The sequence below is a fragment of the Methanosarcina sediminis genome (genome assembly GCF_052056915.1).
Taxonomy (GTDB): domain Archaea; phylum Halobacteriota; class Methanosarcinia; order Methanosarcinales; family Methanosarcinaceae; genus MTP4.
Genome location: NZ_CP195119.1, coordinates 4,049,574 through 4,066,826, shown reverse-complemented (window position 1 = coordinate 4,066,826; position 17,253 = coordinate 4,049,574). Strand labels below are relative to the sequence as shown.

Genomic DNA, 17,253 nt, shown 5'->3' with positions numbered 1-17,253 from the left:
AAGTCTGAGATCACGAAAAGACCTGAAACCGGGATTTAACCCGGTCACAAATCAGGACCATTTCAAACAATATAACAGGATTTCTGCGGAGCCGAAACCTCCAACTTAGTTTTTCTACCTTACCCTTCCACAGCACCTGCACGTTTCAGCACTGCGCTCAACGCATTTAATGAAGGCAATAAGGTTATCCCTGCTCAGGTCCCCTTTTTGCATGACATAAGAAACATTGCTGTTGAGCATTTCTTTTTCCTCGCTTGTGAGGTCTTTTGCGGTGCAGACTATAATCGGGATATCGACCGTATCCGGATTCCGCTTGAGGGCCTGGATTACGTCAAAGCCGGAAACTCCTGGCATCATCAGGTCAAGAATAAGGGCATCAGGATGCTCATTTACGGTCTTTTCAATTGCTTCCCGGCCCCCGTATGCACGGGTAACTTCATAACCGTTATTCTCAACCATCGAGACCATAAGCTCAACTATTGCGGCCTCGTCGTCAACAACGAGTATTTTCGGGTTTGTTATATCGGTCATTTCCCTCATGCGGTCCAGGGAGGAGAGCAGCACGCCTTTTTCAACGGGTTTTACAAGGTGGTCAAATGCACCCCAGAGCATGCTGCATTTCCTATCATCGTCCATGGAAATTACCAGCACAGGAATTTCAGCCGTTGCAGCGTCCTCTTTCAGGTCCTTAAGCACCATCCAGCCGTTCATCTCCGGCATCATGATATCCAGGGTGATCACGAAAGGTTTCAATTCCTGGGCCAGCAAAAGGGCCTGTTTCCCGCTGGAAGCCTGAGCCACCCGGTAGCCTGCCTCGGTTAATGTGATAACGAGCAGTTCCCGGGACATTTCATCGTCTTCGACAACCAGCACCAGTGGTTCGGAACCGAGTGAACCTTCAGGTTCGATAATTTCCGGGATTTTTAGACCTTTTTCAGTCCCATCCGTAGCCTTCCCCTCAACTTCGCTATCTTCAATACCTGAAAACTCTGTTTCGGAAGCACTTTCGGATATCCCTGTTTCGACAGCATTTCCGGAGGTCCCTGTTTCGACAGCATTTCCGGAGATTCCTGTTTCGGCAGCCTTGATAGACTTTGCACCTTCGTTATTCACCTCCGGTATTCTCTCATTTCCGGTGCACCTGAGCGGCAATTCGAAGATGAAGGAAGAACCCTTCCCGGGTTCACTTTCCACATGGAGGGAACCGCCGTGCAGGTCAACAAACTTCCGGACGAGGACCAGCCCGAGGCCTGTGCCTTCATAGTGGCGGTTAGTTGCCGAGTCAATCTGCTTGAAAGGCCTGAAGAGGTGTTCCATATCCTCTTTTGCAATCCCGATCCCGGTGTCCTCAACCTTTACACGGACCCTGTCCTCACATCGAAGAGCCGATACTTTCACGGACCCTTCATTCGGGGTAAACTTGATTGCATTGCTCACAAGATTGTAGAGAATCTGCTTGAAGCGGACCCTGTCGGCACTGATGAAAATGCCCTGTTTCACATCGAATTCTACTGAAATGTTTTTCTTCAGGGAGAGGGGAGTTGTAACAGTTTTGGTATCAGCAAAGACCTCGGGGACAGAGAAGTTCTCAATTTCAAGGTCCATTTTCCCGGCTTCGATTTTCGAGAGGTCGAGGATGTTATTGATCAGCGCAAGGAGGTGTATGCCACTGTTGGAAATATTTTTGAGGAACCGCATATTCTGCTCATCGAGTCCCCCGGTCATGCCTCCGAGCATCAGGTCCGAAAACCCGATGATTGCGGTAAGGGGAGTCCTCAGTTCATGGCTCATGGTAGCAAGGAATTCACTCTTTGCACGGTTGGCCCCTTCGGCAGCAAACTTTGCCTGGAGCAGTTCTTCTTCTGCTTTTTTGCGTTCGGAAAGGTCGATGAAGCTCTCTACAAAATAAGCGGTTCCCCCGATGGACACGGGCACCACACTCTTCAGGATGGGGACGGGCTCTCCCCTGGCATTCAGGAGAGAACTTTCGGCCACGTCTGAAGGATGATTCGGATCAAAGGAAAGGCATTTATCTTTTTCTTCCGGGGAAAGGAAACGGTGGCAGATTTCCCCTAAAAGTTCTTTTTCGGACATCCCGAGAGTGGTCACTGCAACAGGGTTTGCGTCCACTATTTTTTTGCTGGAGGCCTCAATAAGCAAAATACCGCAGAGGGTATTATCAATTATTGTTTTCAACCTCTCCCTGCTTTCCTGCTCCCACCTTTCGGCTTTTTTGCGGGAGCTTATGTCCCGGGCAACAATCTGGACCAGTTTTCCATCGTTATGTATAAGGGACGAGCTGACCTCCACATCAATAAGCTTCCCGTCCGATTTCATGTACTTCATTTCAAAGCATGAGGAACCCTTTTCGCATGTTACTTTCAGGGCTTCCCGGGCTTCGGGGAGATACTCTCCGGGAACCAGGGACATAAGGGAAACTTTCCCGGTGTCGAACCGGTCAACGCCCAGGACTTCCCTGCCCCTTTCATTGATATCCAGCACCCATTTGCCGTCCGAAATGATGATTGAGTCATTGGACTGTTCGAACAGGGCCCTGTACCTTTCGTCTTTTTCCCTGAGGTTGGCCTCGGCTATCCTGTGAAGGGCAAGGGCGTTTTCCGTATCCATCCAGCGTCTCAGGGAAAAAACCCCAAGCCCGAAGGAAAGATAAACCGAAAGAGTTAGCAAGCCCCCCAATTCCCACCTGTTAGACTGCTCGACAAACGCCACTACAGATTCAAAAAGGTTATAATTGGAAGCAATTATTGTAAAGATCAGACCTACAGTCAAAATTAAGAGCAATTCATTTAATGTTTTTGAGAACTGAACTCTGAAAAAACTCTGCATCACACAACCCCCACAAAGCAAAAATCATTCTTTATGGACACTTTTTATCCCTTATCTCAAACAATTCAGTATCGAATTTTAGTATCGAATTTTAGTATCGAATTTTAGTATCGGATTTAAGTGTCAGGCCTCAGTATCCGGCAATAACTTTTCCAGCAACAATTTGAACCCTGGAATGTCAATGGGTTTCGAAACATAGCCGCTGCACCCTGCTCTCAGAAACTTCTGTTCATCCCCGTACATGGCATGGGCTGTCAGGGCAATAACAGGAATATTCTCGGTTTCCGGATCTTCTTTAAGCCTCTTGAGGACTTCAAGTCCGTCCATTCCGGGAAGTTGTATATCCAGCAAGATAAGGTCAAAATCACTTTCTTTTACAACTTTCAGAGTTTCAAACCCATCTTCTACCCCTGTATGGCCATAACCAAATGATGTCAGTAGGGTTCTGACAAGTTCCATTATCACAGGATTGTCCTCAACTACCAGTATATTCTTCATAAGATATCGCCATGCCAAAACATTTTGTTTCCCTTACCGAACCAGAGACATATGAATCAATAGACCCTTTCGCAGTTATTCATCAATCAGCCAACATGCCTGGAATATAACATAACATAATTATTATTTTAATTAATTATTACTAATATTTTTATAATAGTACTATAAAAACGTTTTGAAATTATATTTTCAACTAAGAGATAAGAATAGATAAAATTGAATATCCAAAATTATATCCAGTACCCTAGCTACTCCCCCCAAGGTATTATAAAATTTAATAAAGTTAGTAGTTAATTCGAGCTCAAAACATATAAAAATTTTGGCTCATGTTGGGCGTCGCAGACTATAATAACTATATAAATATAAACCTAATGATGGAATTCTTCAATATCGAGGAAAAGAAGGTCCAGTTATCCAAACCCAAAAGAAGGCAGGGACCTCTAAAACAATAAAAAAAACAGGAGATGAGAATAAATTTTAAAGCGCACCTCCCTGGAACTCATTTTCTTAAATGCTTCTCTTAAATGCTTCTCTTAAATGCTTCTCTTAAATGCTTCTCTTAAATGCTTCTCCATGCGCATCTCCTTAAAACTCATCCCCGGAGGTGAGGAATTCGGCATAAACGGGGTAGTGATCGGAAACTGCAGTCGTTTCATCATAAGTAAGGTTATAAGCCAGGTCATACCTGAAAACCCCAACATCTCCGGTGAATTGGGACTCTGCGCCTTCACTTACGATTATCCTGTCATAGGTATAATCGGTTGCCTTTGTTGTAGTGTCCAGGCTGTTGTTTATCAGCCAGTTGTATTCAGGACCGCTAAGGTCTCCCGGGGCGTCCTCATCGTAATATGAGCCGTCAGCGTTGAGGTCACCCATCAGGATGAAATCATCTTCCTCAGGGTAGGCAGTCCGGGCGTATTCAACGGCCTCGTCAAGGGAGTTTATCTCTTCTTCAGCCTCGTCCGGATCGGTGTGGACGGTGAGCAGGACAAAACTGAAGTTTTCACCCGGCAGCTCAAACCCGGCAATATAAGGCTGCCTGTGAAAGGGGTCAGTGCCTTCGGGTTCCGGGTAGGTATGAGGTTCTCCTGCCACCCTGAGCCTGGTGCTGTTATACACGTAGGCATACTGTTCTTTGCTTGTAGTCCTGCCCAGCCGCTCACTGACCACATATTCGTAGCTTGCCCCCTCACTGTTTACGGCCTCAACAAGCTGGGGGAGAGCAGTCTGGGAACTGTCCCGGATCTCCTGTACCGCGACGACGTCGTAGCTGCGTATGATCTGCGCAAGGACTTCCATAACTTCGGGTTTTGAAGCCTTGGTGACTCCGAATACCTGAATATTAAACGCCCCGACCCTTATTGTTTCATCCTTCCCTTTGGCATCCGAAAGGGACCTTGTGGTATAGGGCAGCTCCCCGGTTCCGGAATCACCTTTTTCGCCGCTGTCCTCTAATTCCCCGACGTCCTCGCCCACAGTGCCATTGGCTCCGTCAACTGGAGCCGGAACCACGTTTTCCTCCGGGGTCACCGGCAGGGAGGCTTCCGTGTCGGAAACGTTCCCGATCTCTGTAACAACTTCCTCCACAACTTCCTCCGGAGAGCTTATGCACCCTGAAAAAAGTACGATAAGGATTGCAAGAGGAATTACTGTTCTATAGAATTTCTTGAAGTCCATGATATACCTCTATTTCAGGTCATTCAACCCCGGGCATATGCCGGAGGTCCGAAAGCCTATGAACACATAATAAAAATATTTTTCAAAAATTACCTGTTTGCTTTTAAAAAGTAATACACTATAATAGTTAAGTAAATAAAAATGTGCAGGAAGAATATATTAAATTTATTGCCTTGGTTTTGAAAAATGCTCAAAGGAGTATTAAAAATGTAATGGAAGTCTAAAAACAAGGTGAAAAACCAAAAGATGCAAAGATGCAAAGAAGAAAAGATGCAATTCATTTTGTTGTGATTATTCTGTACTTTACTTTCTATCACCCTACTTTTCAATCACTCCAAGTTTCATCGAAAAATATATTTAGAAGTTGGGACAGAGTAATAGTACGTAATTGGGGAGTATCAATGTCTGAAACCATGCATGAAATAACGCTACGGATAGACAAAGCAATTGAAGCAAAAGACACTGTAACAATACTTTCATATTTCAATGAAAACTGTGAAATCTTCCTTTCAGGACAGAAGATTAAGGGGAAAACCGAGGCAAAAAAGTGGACGGAATGGCTCTACAGTTACTTTGCCGAACTCTGGATAATCCCTGAAAACGGATTTGTCGGAGGTAGCCTGTTTTTCAGGAAATTCACCCTAAAGGCAATACTCCACGATGGCAGTGAAATCTTATCAAAGCAGGCTGGAGTACTGGAATTTGCTGACCAGAAAATAAAGAGTCTCAGGCTTGACTTTGACCGAGCTGACTTTGGTAGGCTTGACTTAGCATATGCGCTTACAAAGGCCCCGGGGGGCAAAAAGGAAGACAAGGTGGCGATTGAAAAATAAAGCTCAAGGGTTTATGGAAGGGCTCTCGCAGGTTTAAACTTCCGACATCAGTCTCCGGTTGTTCCCCTGAAGTTCGTCCCTGAACCTGATAATAAACTTTGTGCCTGCTTCTCTTTCCATCTCAATAGTGCCTTCTATCTGGTCCACCAGCGCATTCACAAGCTGCAAACCCAGAGTCTCCGGGTTTCTGAAATCAATTCCCTCCAGAAAACCCTTCTCATTATCTGAAAAAACAAGTATGAAGCGGTCATATATTCCAGAGCTGTTTTGAAAGTTTGCACTGACCCCGTCCCTACCTGGCTTTTCATTTATACCGGCTCCCTCCCTGAGCAGTATGATATGGATTTCTCCCAGGGTCCCTGCCCTAAAAGCATACTTAAGAGAGTTGGTAAACAGTTAATTGATAAGGATTCCCAGTGCAATTACCGTATCAACTCCGAGGACTACCCTGTCTACGTCCAGATGCAGACGGATCTCAGAGCTCCCCACGTTATATGACCTGAGGAGGTCCGCGATCAATTTACGAATGTAGGAGCTAAAATCTAGGTAGTCCAGGTCGCCGGACTCGTACAACTCTTCGTGGATGAGGGACATTGACACGATGCGGTTTTCACTTTCCCGGAAAGCCTCAACAACTTTCTCATCGCTGAATTTTTCCGCCTGAAGGCCAAGGAGGGAGGAGACGATCTGCAGGTTATTCCTGATCCTGTGGTTGATCTCCTTTTTCCGGAGCTGCTCGGCTTTTGCAAGAGCTTCTTCCGCAACTTTCCTCTCGGTGATGTCAATGACCACGCCCTGTAAAAGAGTGGCGTTGCCCTCCGCATCCCTCTGGATAAAAGTCCTTTCGTCAACCCAGCGCAGTGCCCCTTCTTTTGTGAATATCCGGTACTCCATCTTGAAACTTTCATACCCTTCCTCAATACAGTGGTCGAGGTCGGCACAGACCCTGTCAAAATCTTCCCTGTGGATTTTCCGTAAGTTTCCGCATAAACCGCTTCCCGGCAGGGCACGGGAAAGATGCTGGACTTCCGTGCCTTCAGGATTTTCCGGGCGCCAAGGTCCGAGAGCTGCTCCCCGGTACCCCCGGCTTTCAGCCCGATGGGAATGTCGATCAGGACCAGCGGCTCATAAGCTTCGTAATTGCTTTTGAGAAGTCACGGAGGGCAGAAAAATCGGGGAAAACACCCAGCTCCCAGCTGCAGTTCTCCGAATTGCCGTTGCCCCTATCACATTCATCACGATCTGACTCTGCCAGAAATACGGCAAACCAGCCCTCACTGTAGCCATCCACCCCCACAAAGACCTTTTTGTTCATGTTTACAGGTTTTAGGGGATTCATGTTTAAAGATTTATTCAGGATTTGTGGAAGAGTTTGTGGAAGAGTTTGTGGAAGAGTTTGTGGAAGAGCTTGTGGGAGAGAAATGATTAATTACCAGTACAAACGTATTCGGGAATCATATCAGATCAGGAAAAAACCCGGTAAAGGGGAGGTAAAATATGAATCTCTGGTTACTCAAAGCCGCAGGCACGTTAGAAGACGAAGAAGCGATATTGGAAAACAACGTGATAACCATAGGGTGGTCCGAATTTCCGGATTTATCAAGTACCGAGAATAAAGCACAGGTAAAACAGGTAATGCTCGAAAAATACCCCGGAATGCAGGAAGAACGCTGCGAGGCCTGGGCAGGGGAAATAAACTCCTTCATAAAAGATCTCAGGCTGGGGGATTTTGTGGCCGTCCCGCTCAAGACCCGGAACGAAGTGATTATCGGGAAGGTTAGCGGAGACTACGAGTACAGGGAAGTCAGCCCTTTCGTGAGCCATGTCCGGAATGTGAGGTGGTTGAAAACGCTTCTAAAAGGAGACTTCGAAGAAGAATACGACGTTGACCTGAACTCCCCCGAAACCCTCCTCCAGGTCAGGGCCAGCAAGGAAAAGCTTGCCAGGTTCATGGAAATAAAAAGCCTCGGGACCCTTCACTACGAACTCGCCCTTGCCCTCGAAGACCTTGAATTATTGAGGGAGCAGCTGCAGGAGCTTTTGGTCCGGCTGCTGGAAACGGAGGACCTTTCCAAAGCAAAGCTGATAGCGACAGAGATGGAAAAACTGCTGAGGGAGAAAACGATAGGGTGAAGAAAAAAGAAAAAAGTTGGGTTGATTTCTCAATATTTTTAATCAAAAAAATTAAAAAATCAAAAAAAATAAAGAAACAAAAAAAATTAAAAAATTAAAAAATTAAAAAATTAAAAAATTTAAGAAATAAGGTCCTCAAGCTCGAGCTCGAAACCGACAACGGCATAACCGAGTTCGAAGTTGGTTATGACCTCGGGGTGGAATTCCCCGAAAACCCCTATCTTTTTGCCTTTGACATAGACATCAGCTCTTCTGCCTTCCAGGAAAGCCGGGTCTTCGGACTCTTTTACTTCGTACTCAAGCATCAGTTCCCGCATGAGGGCGTCCACGACCTCGTAGATTTCCGTGAAGTTCGCCTGTGGGTGGATAGAGACGGCTGCCACGTGCTGCCCGGTTTTTTCGTTGACCACGACTTCTCCGACCTCAAAGATCTTTTGGGGAAGTTCCCTGTGCTGGTTCAGGGAGAGGATTTCTATGAGGTTCGGGAGCAGGGTTGTCCTGACCAGGGTCTGGTCTTCGCTGATGGGATGGAGGACGTAGGTCACATCATCGGTCTTTGGCCTGCGCATGTTTTCGAAGTGGACTTTTTCACTGGTTAGGGTGAAAGGCATAACCTCGTAGTAACCAAGCCCCACAATGATCTCGTTCAATGCGGAACGCATGAGGGATATGGGATGGGATTTTCCAACGGTGTAAGTCTCAGGGACCTTGATCTCTATGTTGCCGTAGCCGAAACCAACTGCTATATCCTCGATAAGGTCGAAGTTGTGCAAGATATCCGCCCTGTAAGCGGGGACCTTAACCTCGATCGTTTCGTCGTCCAGGGCTTTTGCTCCGCAGCGCATCTTCTCAAGCTGCTTTACGATCTCTTCCACGGAGAAGTCCATGCCAATAAGGGAATTTACCTCTCCCCGGGTAAGAGTCCTGGTTTCGGGGGAGAGGTCAGGGAGGACCATTTCTTCGCCGTCGGGCCGGATGACCCTGACAAACTCGACCTGTCCGCCGCGCTCGGCAAGGGCTGTGACCACTATGTTCAGGGCCGTGTAGACGGCTTCCCCAAGCCCTGTTACGTCGATGAAAAGCTCGGTTGTGGCTTCGGTCACGCTGGTGAGGGTCCCATTAATGATGGGCGGGAAGGAAAGGACATTGTCCTCGGAGTCAAAGATGATGGGGTATTTTTCAAAGTCCCTTACGAGATGAGCAAAGCGCGTACCTTTGGGGTGCTTATCCAGGATCTCGGCCATGCTCATTTTTTCGGTGTAATCCAGGGGCACGAACTCGAAATCCGGCTCAACAGCGGTGTACCTGAATGGAGGGGTCACGTTCGAAAGGTCGTGCACCCCGATAGAAACCTTTTTCCGGTTCCTGCCAAGTCCCCAGTGCAGGTCTTCCTGCAGGTCCATCAGGGACTTTATGGATTCCGAATTGAACTTAACGCCCCGGACAATAGCACAGCCAAGGAAAGGCCTGATCTTTAAAATCTCCTCGCTGACGGTAATGGAGACCTCATAAGGCTTTGCCCCGTACTCGGGAAGCCCGGTCTCGAGGCCCAGGAAACCCCGCATGGCCCGGGCAACCCCCTCCACGCTGTAGAGATCAGGCCTGTCCGGGAAGAACTCGATATCAATGGACTCGTCTTCGATCCTTTCAATATCGGCTCCAATCATGGGCACCCTTTCGATGATGGTTTCCTTATCGGTTCCTGTGAGTTTTTCAAGGTCTTCGTAATGCAAGGTTATTATCGGCATGTAGAATTCATCTCGTCTCTAGCTAACTTAACCCCAAAAATAATCAACTTCAGATTTAATGTTTTTGTTCCCCCAACCCCAATAAAGTACAAAACTGCTCATGGGAGATTTCATGAGAGATTTAGCGGAGCCTGTGAACCGGAAGCATTCTGCAGAGAAACAACCCCGTCCACAGGCAATTCGAACGTAAAAACAGAGCCTTTCCCGGGTTCGCTTTCTACCCAAACTTTTCCCCCGTGCATTTCAACGAACCTTTTGACCAGGGCCAGGCCGAGCCCTGTACCTTCATAGCGGCGGTTCAGGAAGTAGTCGAGCTGCTTGAAGGGCTGGAAGAGGTATTCCTGGTCTTTTTTTGAGATCCCGATCCCGGTATCCGCTACTGAGACCCGCAGAATATTACCTGCCTTTTCCGCCGATAAGGTCACGGTCCCACCCTCGGGTGTGAACTTGATGGCATTGCTTATGAGATTATAAAGGACCTGTTTAAACCTCATTTTGTCCGCGGTGATGGTTGTGAGCCTTTTGTCAACCCTGAACTTCAGGGTCAATTTCTTTGCGGATGCCCGCGGCCCGGAAACTCTCTCTATTTCTTCCAGTACATTTGCAACCCTGAATGTCTCGGGTTCAAGTTCTGTTTTGCCGGCTTCAACCTTGGAGAGGTCAAGGATATCATTTATAACTTTCAGGAGCCTCTTTCCGCTATTGTGTACGTTCTGAATATATTTGGTCTGGCGTTCATTTAGGGGCCCGAAAGAGCCTTCAAGCAGCAGGTCCGAAAAACCTATGATTGAATTCAGGGGCGTCCTCAATTCATGGCTCATTGTGGAAAGGAACTCGTTCCTGGTCTTGCTGGAATCTTCGGCAAGCCTGGCTTTTAACACCGCCTCTTCTGCCAGTTTCTTACCGGTAATATCCCGGCTAACCCCCACAATCCCGATAAAACTTCCCGCCTCATCATAAAGAGGAGCCCTGACGGTCTGCAGGAAGACGTGGCTGTTATCCGGGGAATCGATCCACTTTTCAACCGTGCTGACCTTCCCCTTTTCGAAGCATTCCTTATCCACGTCCCCGATAAAGTTCGCCATACTTTCAGGATAAAGGTCGCGGGCCTTCCTCCCCACAACCTCTTCTCCCTGCCTCTTCACAAGCTTTGAAAAAGCAGGGTTGCATCCCAGGTAAGTCCCCTCAGCGTCCTTAAAAAAAACAGCATCCGGAATCGATGTTAACAGTCCGGACAAAAGCGACCTTTCCCTGCCCAGCTTCTCCTGAGCGGCCTCCCTTTCCGAGACTTCGTTTTTCAACGTTTCAACACTTGACAGCGTAGGCATCCATTTAAGCAGTCCGGCTCCGATCAACAGGTAGCCGACTATCCCCCCCAGGACATCTTCCAGAACAGTTTCATAAACGGTGCTTTCCAGGTATTCTTCCAGAAGCCAGAAATCATCACCTGCATCCACCAGGCGGCCGATGAAGACCAGAAAAAAACCGGTGATAATCAGGAGACACCCGCTTCTGGAAATTTCCGCACTTTTCTTCCCAAAACTCCATAAATAAAATATGATGGATAAGAGAGTTAAAGCGCTTATAAGTTCCAGAGCCATGTTGCCCATGAGCCATCACCTTGTGAATAAATTATTTATGTTACCGCCTCTTGGAATCAAAAGCAGAAGATGGAAAAAAACATAATCGACATCACCAAAGGTAAGATTATCGACAACATTCTAAAAATATGAATGTTTTACTGCTGGAGACTCCGTATATATTTATATATAGAATATGGATACCCAGATATAAATTTTGTTGTAAAATATATTGTAGTTTTTCAGGAGACAGGGTGGAAAAGGAAGGACAGATATATAATACACGTTTCCGGAAGGGAAACATCTTTAATAAACAAAACCTTCTTTTCCCCCTATTCAGGAGGCAGCATACCTTTGATGATTGCAGGAATCGATGAAGCCGGAAAAGGCCCGGTAATCGGGCCCATGTGCATAGGGGGCGTCAAAATAGATGAATCCAGAGCTCACGCTTTGAAAGTGCTCGGGGTTGCGGATTCCAAGAAACTGACCCCGAAAAAAAGGGAACAGCTAGCAACCCAGATCAGGAAGTATGCCGATGAATGCTTTGTCCTGGAAGTCAGCCCCTCCCAGATCGACGAACTCCGGAAGCTCTTTACCATGAATGAGATAATGGTCATCTGCTTTTCAAAGGTCCTTGAAAAACTCCAGCCCGATACCGTCTACGCCGATGCCGCTGACGTAAAAGCCGAACGTTTTGGCGAAAACCTGCGCAAACAGTACGCAAAAAGCTGCCCGGAAAAAGCGAAGGAAATCGAAATAATTTCCAGGCACCAGGCCGATGCCGTCTACCCCGTGGCCTCGGCAGCATCCATTATCGCAAAGGTCCGCCGGGATGAACTGATCGAAGAACTCAAAACAGAATGGGGCGCGGATTTCGGGAGTGGATACCCTTCTGACCCGAAAACGAAAGCTTTCCTGCTTAAATGGGGAAAAGACCATGGGGGCGAGTTCCCGGAAATTGTCAGGCAGTCCTGGAAGACGGTGGAGAATATAAGGGCTGAGCTGAAGAAGGGTTAAATTCTTATATTGAAAATAATCCCAAACTTTTTTGCTTTGCAGACGGGAAGTTTCCTTCCTCAACTCCGAAGGAGGCAGGAAGAGGTAGTTCACACTGCCCCGTCAAGTCCATTGTTCACTGAGGTATTGTTCGGGTAAGGGATAGATATGAAGCTCCAATCTGGATAGAGCAGGATTCCTTCCTCTTCCGAGATAGTTTCCGGAACAGGTTCTGGAATAGTTTCTGGAATAGTTTCTGGAATAGTTTCTGGAACAGGCTCCGAAACAGGCTCCGAAACAGGTTCTGACACAGGTTCTGGAACAGGTTCTGAAACAGGCTCTGGAACAGGCTCTGGAACAGGTTCTGAAACAGGTTCCGGAACAGGTTCTGAAACAGGTTCCGGAACAGGTTCTGAAACAGGTTCTGGAACAGGTTCTGAAACAGGTTCCGGAACAGGTTCTGACACAGGCTCTGAAACAGTTACCTCGCTGTCCCCCTGAATAGGAATCGGCTCCGCTTCGATAGCCGAGAAGTTCGCATTGATGGAGTATGTGTCCTCGCTCGGCTTCAGGGACAGTTCCACTTCATAGGCCACAGAACGGCTTTCCCCAGCTGCAAAGCTCCCTATCCAGATCCATTGCACTGTGAGAGGTTTGAAAATGGCTCCGCCATCCTCGACCTCACTTATGCTCAAGCCTTCGGGCAGGTTTTCGTCCAGAGCCGGGGCAACCAGTTCAGCGCCTGCAGTCATGTTAACAGTAACCCTGAAAGTGTCCCCGGGGGCCAGGTAGTTTGCGGACATGCTCCTGTTAGCACTAATTTCTCCTGGAGCCAGTCCGGGAACGGCCAGAAGCAGAATTGAAAATACGAAAATAAAGAGCAGGAAAAATCCCATTACAAACTTTGCCCTTCTTCTTCCTCTCCTTTTCCCCCCTGTCTGTCCTGCTTTTCTCCAATTTCCAGATTTATGCTCATCTTCGGCTTTTCTCCCATTTTCAACTTTATTCACGTTTCACCCCCCTTTATCCACAGCTTTCTCTCCTTTCTTCACCGTTGCAATTATTTGCCTTTATCTTCACCCTCTGCCAGACCAGACATCGATCAGTTCAGTTCCTGCAGTATTCCTGATTTAGTTCTGCTCCTGTCCCTGGCACGGGCGTACCGGTCATCCAGGCGTTCATCGCAACCTGGAGTTCAGGTCAGCGTAATGAGGGCTCCCCCGGGAGAGTCAGGATCATTCCTCGGGTTCCGGTCTTCACAGGCCGGGGTTTCATGATATTGACTAAATCGGGTTTTGTCAGGGTATCCGAACCTGCGCTGTTATTGGCGATCAGGGTAACCGTGTACAGGCCGGGTTCAGTGTAGGTATGCACCGGATTCTGGTCGGTATAATCGGTGATGTTGTCTCCGTTGACGTCCCAGGAAAGGGAGCTTGCGTTTTCCGAAAGGCTTGTGAACTGGACTGTAAGAGGCGCAAGTCCTCCCGTCCTGTTTACAGTAAAGTTGGCAACCGGCAGCGGCACAGCAGGAAGCAAAAACTCGTACATGGCAAGAGCATCCGCCCGTCCGTACCCGAAGCTTCCGTCCTTTCCGGGTTCCCCGAGGTCCACCGAACTCTCAAGGAGGGCTGCCCGGATCTCACTTCCCGGCTTTTCCGGAAACCCACTCCAGACAAGCCCTGCAAGCCCTGCAATGTGCGGAGCTGCGGCACTTGTCCCAAAAAAAACAGGAGGAAAACCACCAGCCCCTGAGACCTGCACCCCGTCAATGCCTGCGATATCCGGCTTTTCCCGGAGTTCGAAAGAACTGTGGTAGATCGAAACCGGGCCCCTGGAAGAGGATCTTTGTATGTTGTCGTTTCCCGGGTCAGCGGCATTGATCGCCCCCACGCTGACGACCCCTGGCACTGCAGGGTGCCCGTAAACGGAGTCTTCCGCAACCAGGTTGTTGGCATACAGGAAAGCCCCGGAAAAAGGATAGACAAAGACCTCAAGCACCCCGGGGTCCCCGGTAACTTTCCGGACAAGCACTGCAACGTTTTTCCCTGTCTGCTCCGTGTTCAGGTAGGTCAGTGCCTCTATCGGGAGGTCGTTTCCGTCCTGCATATCAGTGCTCCAGGAAATAATTCTCCCGTTAATCATGTCGCCCAGATAGAGGTCGTAATCGTTTTCGGATTTTCCCCATTCATCGTTCCACTGAAAGACAACGATAATCGACCCACCGGGGGGGACAAAACCATACAGCCATTCCGTCTCCCCGGTCCCTCCGCTGAAATCATGGAAATTTGTCCCTACAGGAGCGAACTCTCCCTGGTAATGAGTGAGGGCATCGTTCCCCGCAGCGCTCACATACAGGGTATCATTGCTTTCGACTACGCCCTGTACATGCGATGCAACAACCCCATCCTCAAAAAAAGGTTCGAAAATCCAGCCGATATCGTCGCAGATGATATCACAGCCCGCCCCTGCAAGGGAATCGACCGCATTATTAAACGCTATGACATTATTTCCGGAATCATGGAAATACAGTTCTGCCCCTGGAGCTATATCGTGCACGATCTCAAGCATTGCAGTCCCTTCGTCCCCTCCTTCGGAATTGCTTAAAACGGTTACATTGGCCGGAAGGTCCCCGGTAGCCACGGCATCCGCAAGGTTGTCAACCCCGTTCGAAATAATCCCGATCCTGATGCCCTCTCCGGTCAGGCCATGGAGAGCCCTTACCTCATCACAGTTGAGGATTGCATCCCCTTCCGTGGTGTACATGCCTGTCCTTATAACCGGAGGCATAACCGTCCTTACACACTGCACGGATTCCAGAGAAGCAAGTTGTTCAAAGGAATCAACCCTCACCCATGCCGCCATAAGGTGGTTTTCTTCGTCCCTGCCCGTGACCTTTTCCACATAAGGGTCAGCACAGTCGGTCCCGTTTCCCGGATAGAAGCGTACATAGACATGGACCAGGTCGGCTCCCTGAAGCCTGGAATCCGTTTCGTCCTCAGCAGGTTCACTATCAACAGGCTCACAACCGGCAGATTCACTATCAACAGGCACACAATCATCAGATCCACTATCAACAGGCTCACAACCGACAGATTCACTATCAACAGGCTCATAACCGACATATTCACTATCAACAGGCACACAATCATCAGATCCACAATCAACATTTCCTTCAATGTACATATCGTTGACACTGGCATTATAGTTATCAGAATAGACAAAAAGGTCATTGGCATGGACGGCCTGCTCGTCAACACGGGTAATCTGGTTTAAGCTTTCCATCTGCCCTATCAGGGCTTCGCGGGTCATGCCCGGAGGCAGGAAATTATCATCGGTTAACTGGAGCAGGTCCGTTGACAATTTTTTCCGGGCTTCCGTAAGGGATGATAGGTTTGTTGTGCCAGGGCTCATTGCACCCGGATCAAAAACCAGGTCCGAAGGGGCCGTGTAATTCTCCATATCGGCTGCAGGGAATCCGCGGGGCACAGTTAATTTAACAGCTGTAAATGATCCATCGGCTACAGCCGATCCGGTAACATTTCTATTTTCCGTAGTCAGATATGCCTCTGCAGTGCAGGGAATACTTGAAAGCAAAAAAACAAAAAGTATGACTGAAAAAGTATGGCTTTTTCCGGAAATCACCCTCTACCCCTCCAAATACGATTTTGTTTTCCAGATACCCGGTTAGCAGAAACCCCGGGTCCTGAATTCCCCCAAACCAGAAGCAGAGTTCCGGCTACAAATTTTTTAAATTATAAAAAAATTAATATAAATACTATAAATTCTTAGCTTAAAAGAGATAACGTTTTTGAAGTACATGTTCTGAAAACTGTTTCTGATCATTGAGACTTATTAAAGAGTTCAGCCATATTCCAGCTGCAGTCCCACCCCTACCTCTTTCAAGTTGACAACTTTTGCAAGTTCGATTTTCGAGGAAAGGTCCGTGCAGTGGCAGGCGTGAACGCATTCAGGCTTCAGGTTCTGCAGATATTCGAGGGTCCCCTGTACCTGTATCTCAGGAGGTTCCAGCAGGTGAAAGCCTCCAATGACGTCAAGAACTCTTTCTTCCCTGCAAACTTCTTTTGCATACTCGATTATGTTGCATATGCCGGAATGGGAACAGCCGGTGATGACCACCAGGCCTTTTCGGGTCTTGCAGGCCAAAGCAGTGTCGTCAAAAAGAAGGTCGGGTTCCTCGTACCCTTCGGCATTCAGCACATCCCCGAGGGCATCTCTCCCCTCAAAACCGTATCTTCTGGGAATTTCTCCCAGAAACACGAGGTTTTCGTTCAGCCAGAGAGGAGGGGAAGAAAGCCGGAGTTCGAAATGCTCTTTAAGTTTTTCACGGGAAAGAAGGCTTCCGATTTCTCCTACTCCATCTATCCGTTTGCTCCTGAGAGCCAGGGGGTGTGCAACAAGGCCCGGAGACCCCTGGGGAAGGCCTTCTATACGGGCTTCCGTAAAATGCCTGACCAGCGGGTCAAGCCCCCAGGTATGGTCCAGGTGCCCGTGGGACAAAACAAGGTAATCTATGTCCAGCAGGTTGATGCCCATTTTCCGGGCGTTCGTAATAAAAATGTCTGAGTAGCCCACATCGAAAAGGACCTTCAAACCGGAATCCTCAATCAGGAAGGAGAGCCCGGGTTCACCCAGGAAGTACCTGTCTATCAGGGTGTTATTGTCGACCAGGACTGTGAGCTTCATACCCGGATATTTGTTACTGAACTATAAAACCTGATCTATTAAACCTGACATAACGAAATAAGAAGTAAAAAATGTAAAAACAGCAAAATAATATTTAGCCAGTTGGTGAATTACCCGGTTACTTAGCTATCCGCTTAGTTCGTTTTTCAGCCTGGTGCAGAAAATGTTTCCAAGGACGGAGCCCGGAAAGAGCTGGTTAGCTGCTCCTTCCGGTCCCAATTTCCGCCGGCAAAGCAT

14 protein-coding genes and 1 pseudogene are annotated in these 17,253 nt (G+C 48.0%); 3 read left to right on the top strand and 12 right to left on the bottom strand.

Features of this window, described 5'->3' with window-relative positions; translation table 11 throughout:
* Positions 1–114 precede the first annotated feature (114 nt).
* The 3 genes from ACSAZK_RS17785 to ACSAZK_RS17775 form a co-directional block, all read right to left on the bottom strand.
* Positions 115–2,847 (bottom strand): hybrid sensor histidine kinase/response regulator, encoded by a 2,733-nt coding sequence (locus ACSAZK_RS17785; RefSeq protein ID WP_440955343.1) that lies wholly within the window; start codon positions 2,845–2,847, stop codon positions 115–117.
* 123 nt (positions 2,848–2,970) lie between these two features.
* Positions 2,971–3,345, bottom strand: a complete 375-nt coding sequence (locus ACSAZK_RS17780) for a response regulator (protein WP_440955342.1) — start codon at positions 3,343–3,345, stop codon at positions 2,971–2,973.
* Between the two features lie 585 nt (positions 3,346–3,930).
* On the bottom strand, positions 3,931–5,022 hold the full coding sequence (locus ACSAZK_RS17775) for an exonuclease/endonuclease/phosphatase family protein (protein ID WP_440955341.1): 1,092 nt from the start codon (positions 5,020–5,022) through the stop codon (positions 3,931–3,933).
* Between the two features lie 401 nt (positions 5,023–5,423).
* Here ACSAZK_RS17775 and ACSAZK_RS17770 point away from each other — a divergent pair, with 401 nt between their 5' ends.
* On the top strand, positions 5,424–5,855 hold the full coding sequence (locus ACSAZK_RS17770; RefSeq protein ID WP_440955340.1) for a hypothetical protein: 432 nt from the start codon (positions 5,424–5,426) through the stop codon (positions 5,853–5,855).
* A gap of 33 nt (positions 5,856–5,888) precedes the next feature.
* Here the strand turns inward: ACSAZK_RS17770 and ACSAZK_RS17765 are convergent, their stop codons facing one another.
* The 4 genes and pseudogenes from ACSAZK_RS17765 to ACSAZK_RS17750 all read right to left on the bottom strand — a co-directional run bounded on the left by ACSAZK_RS17765 (position 5,889) and on the right by ACSAZK_RS17750 (position 7,194).
* The gene (locus ACSAZK_RS17765) at positions 5,889–6,023 is read right to left on the bottom strand and encodes a hypothetical protein (protein ID WP_440955339.1); all 135 of its coding nucleotides are present in this window, start codon (positions 6,021–6,023) and stop codon (positions 5,889–5,891) included.
* A 228-nt stretch (positions 6,024–6,251) separates the two neighbouring features.
* On the bottom strand, positions 6,252–6,776 hold the full coding sequence (locus tag ACSAZK_RS17760) for a histidine kinase dimerization/phosphoacceptor domain -containing protein (RefSeq protein ID WP_440957061.1): 525 nt from the start codon (positions 6,774–6,776) through the stop codon (positions 6,252–6,254).
* A 104-nt stretch (positions 6,777–6,880) separates the two neighbouring features.
* Positions 6,881–6,949 (bottom strand): annotated as a pseudogene (locus ACSAZK_RS17755) (hypothetical protein); the annotation flags it as partial.
* Between the two features lie 17 nt (positions 6,950–6,966).
* A complete protein-coding gene (locus ACSAZK_RS17750) occupies positions 6,967–7,194 on the bottom strand; it encodes a hypothetical protein (protein ID WP_440955338.1) in 228 nt (75 codons plus the stop codon).
* Positions 7,195–7,352: 158 nt separating this feature from the next.
* On the opposite strand from ACSAZK_RS17750, the gene ACSAZK_RS17745 reads away from it, so the two are divergent.
* Positions 7,353–7,988 carry a restriction endonuclease gene (locus tag ACSAZK_RS17745; protein ID WP_440955337.1) on the top strand — a complete coding sequence of 212 codons (636 nt, stop codon included), beginning with the start codon at positions 7,353–7,355 and terminating at the stop codon, positions 7,986–7,988.
* Positions 7,989–8,107: 119 nt separating this feature from the next.
* On the opposite strand, the gene pheT is transcribed toward ACSAZK_RS17745, so the two are convergent.
* Positions 8,108–9,736: a phenylalanine--tRNA ligase subunit beta gene (pheT, locus tag ACSAZK_RS17740; protein WP_440955336.1), complete on the bottom strand. Its 1,629-nt coding sequence runs from the start codon at positions 9,734–9,736 to the stop codon at positions 8,108–8,110.
* Positions 9,737–9,846: 110 nt separating this feature from the next.
* Positions 9,847–11,346: a PAS domain-containing sensor histidine kinase gene (locus ACSAZK_RS17735; RefSeq protein ID WP_440955335.1), complete on the bottom strand. Its 1,500-nt coding sequence runs from the start codon at positions 11,344–11,346 to the stop codon at positions 9,847–9,849.
* A 324-nt stretch (positions 11,347–11,670) separates the two neighbouring features.
* Between ACSAZK_RS17735 and rnhB the strand changes: the two genes are divergently transcribed.
* Positions 11,671–12,333 carry a ribonuclease HII gene (gene rnhB, locus ACSAZK_RS17730; RefSeq protein ID WP_440955334.1) on the top strand — a complete coding sequence of 221 codons (663 nt, stop codon included), beginning with the start codon at positions 11,671–11,673 and terminating at the stop codon, positions 12,331–12,333.
* Between the two features lie 89 nt (positions 12,334–12,422).
* Here rnhB and ACSAZK_RS17725 read toward each other — a convergent pair whose 3' ends face one another.
* From ACSAZK_RS17725 to ACSAZK_RS17715, 3 genes are all read right to left on the bottom strand, one after another.
* Complete coding sequence (locus ACSAZK_RS17725) at positions 12,423–13,322, bottom strand: hypothetical protein (protein WP_440955333.1); 900 nt, start codon at positions 13,320–13,322, stop codon at positions 12,423–12,425.
* A gap of 190 nt (positions 13,323–13,512) precedes the next feature.
* On the bottom strand, positions 13,513–15,906 hold the full coding sequence (locus tag ACSAZK_RS17720; RefSeq protein ID WP_440955332.1) for a S8 family serine peptidase: 2,394 nt from the start codon (positions 15,904–15,906) through the stop codon (positions 13,513–13,515).
* A 267-nt stretch (positions 15,907–16,173) separates the two neighbouring features.
* Complete coding sequence (locus tag ACSAZK_RS17715) at positions 16,174–17,016, bottom strand: MBL fold metallo-hydrolase (protein ID WP_440955331.1); 843 nt, start codon at positions 17,014–17,016, stop codon at positions 16,174–16,176.
* Between the last annotated feature and the right edge of the window lie 237 nt (positions 17,017–17,253).

Coding starts and splice junctions, on each gene's coding strand:
- ACSAZK_RS17780 (WP_440955342.1), bottom strand. CDS start 3,345: ATGAAGAATATACTGGTAGTTGAGGACAATCCTGTGATAATGGAACTT.
- pheT (WP_440955336.1), bottom strand. CDS start 9,736: ATGCCGATAATAACCTTGCATTACGAAGACCTTGAAAAACTCACAGGA.
- ACSAZK_RS17775 (WP_440955341.1), bottom strand. CDS start 5,022: ATGGACTTCAAGAAATTCTATAGAACAGTAATTCCTCTTGCAATCCTT.
- ACSAZK_RS17715 (WP_440955331.1), bottom strand. CDS start 17,016: ATGAAGCTCACAGTCCTGGTCGACAATAACACCCTGATAGACAGGTAC.
- ACSAZK_RS17785 (WP_440955343.1), bottom strand. CDS start 2,847: ATGCAGAGTTTTTTCAGAGTTCAGTTCTCAAAAACATTAAATGAATTG.
- ACSAZK_RS17750 (WP_440955338.1), bottom strand. CDS start 7,194: ATGAATCCCCTAAAACCTGTAAACATGAACAAAAAGGTCTTTGTGGGG.
- ACSAZK_RS17735 (WP_440955335.1), bottom strand. CDS start 11,346: ATGGGCAACATGGCTCTGGAACTTATAAGCGCTTTAACTCTCTTATCC.
- ACSAZK_RS17770 (WP_440955340.1), top strand. CDS start 5,424: ATGTCTGAAACCATGCATGAAATAACGCTACGGATAGACAAAGCAATT.
- ACSAZK_RS17745 (WP_440955337.1), top strand. CDS start 7,353: ATGAATCTCTGGTTACTCAAAGCCGCAGGCACGTTAGAAGACGAAGAA.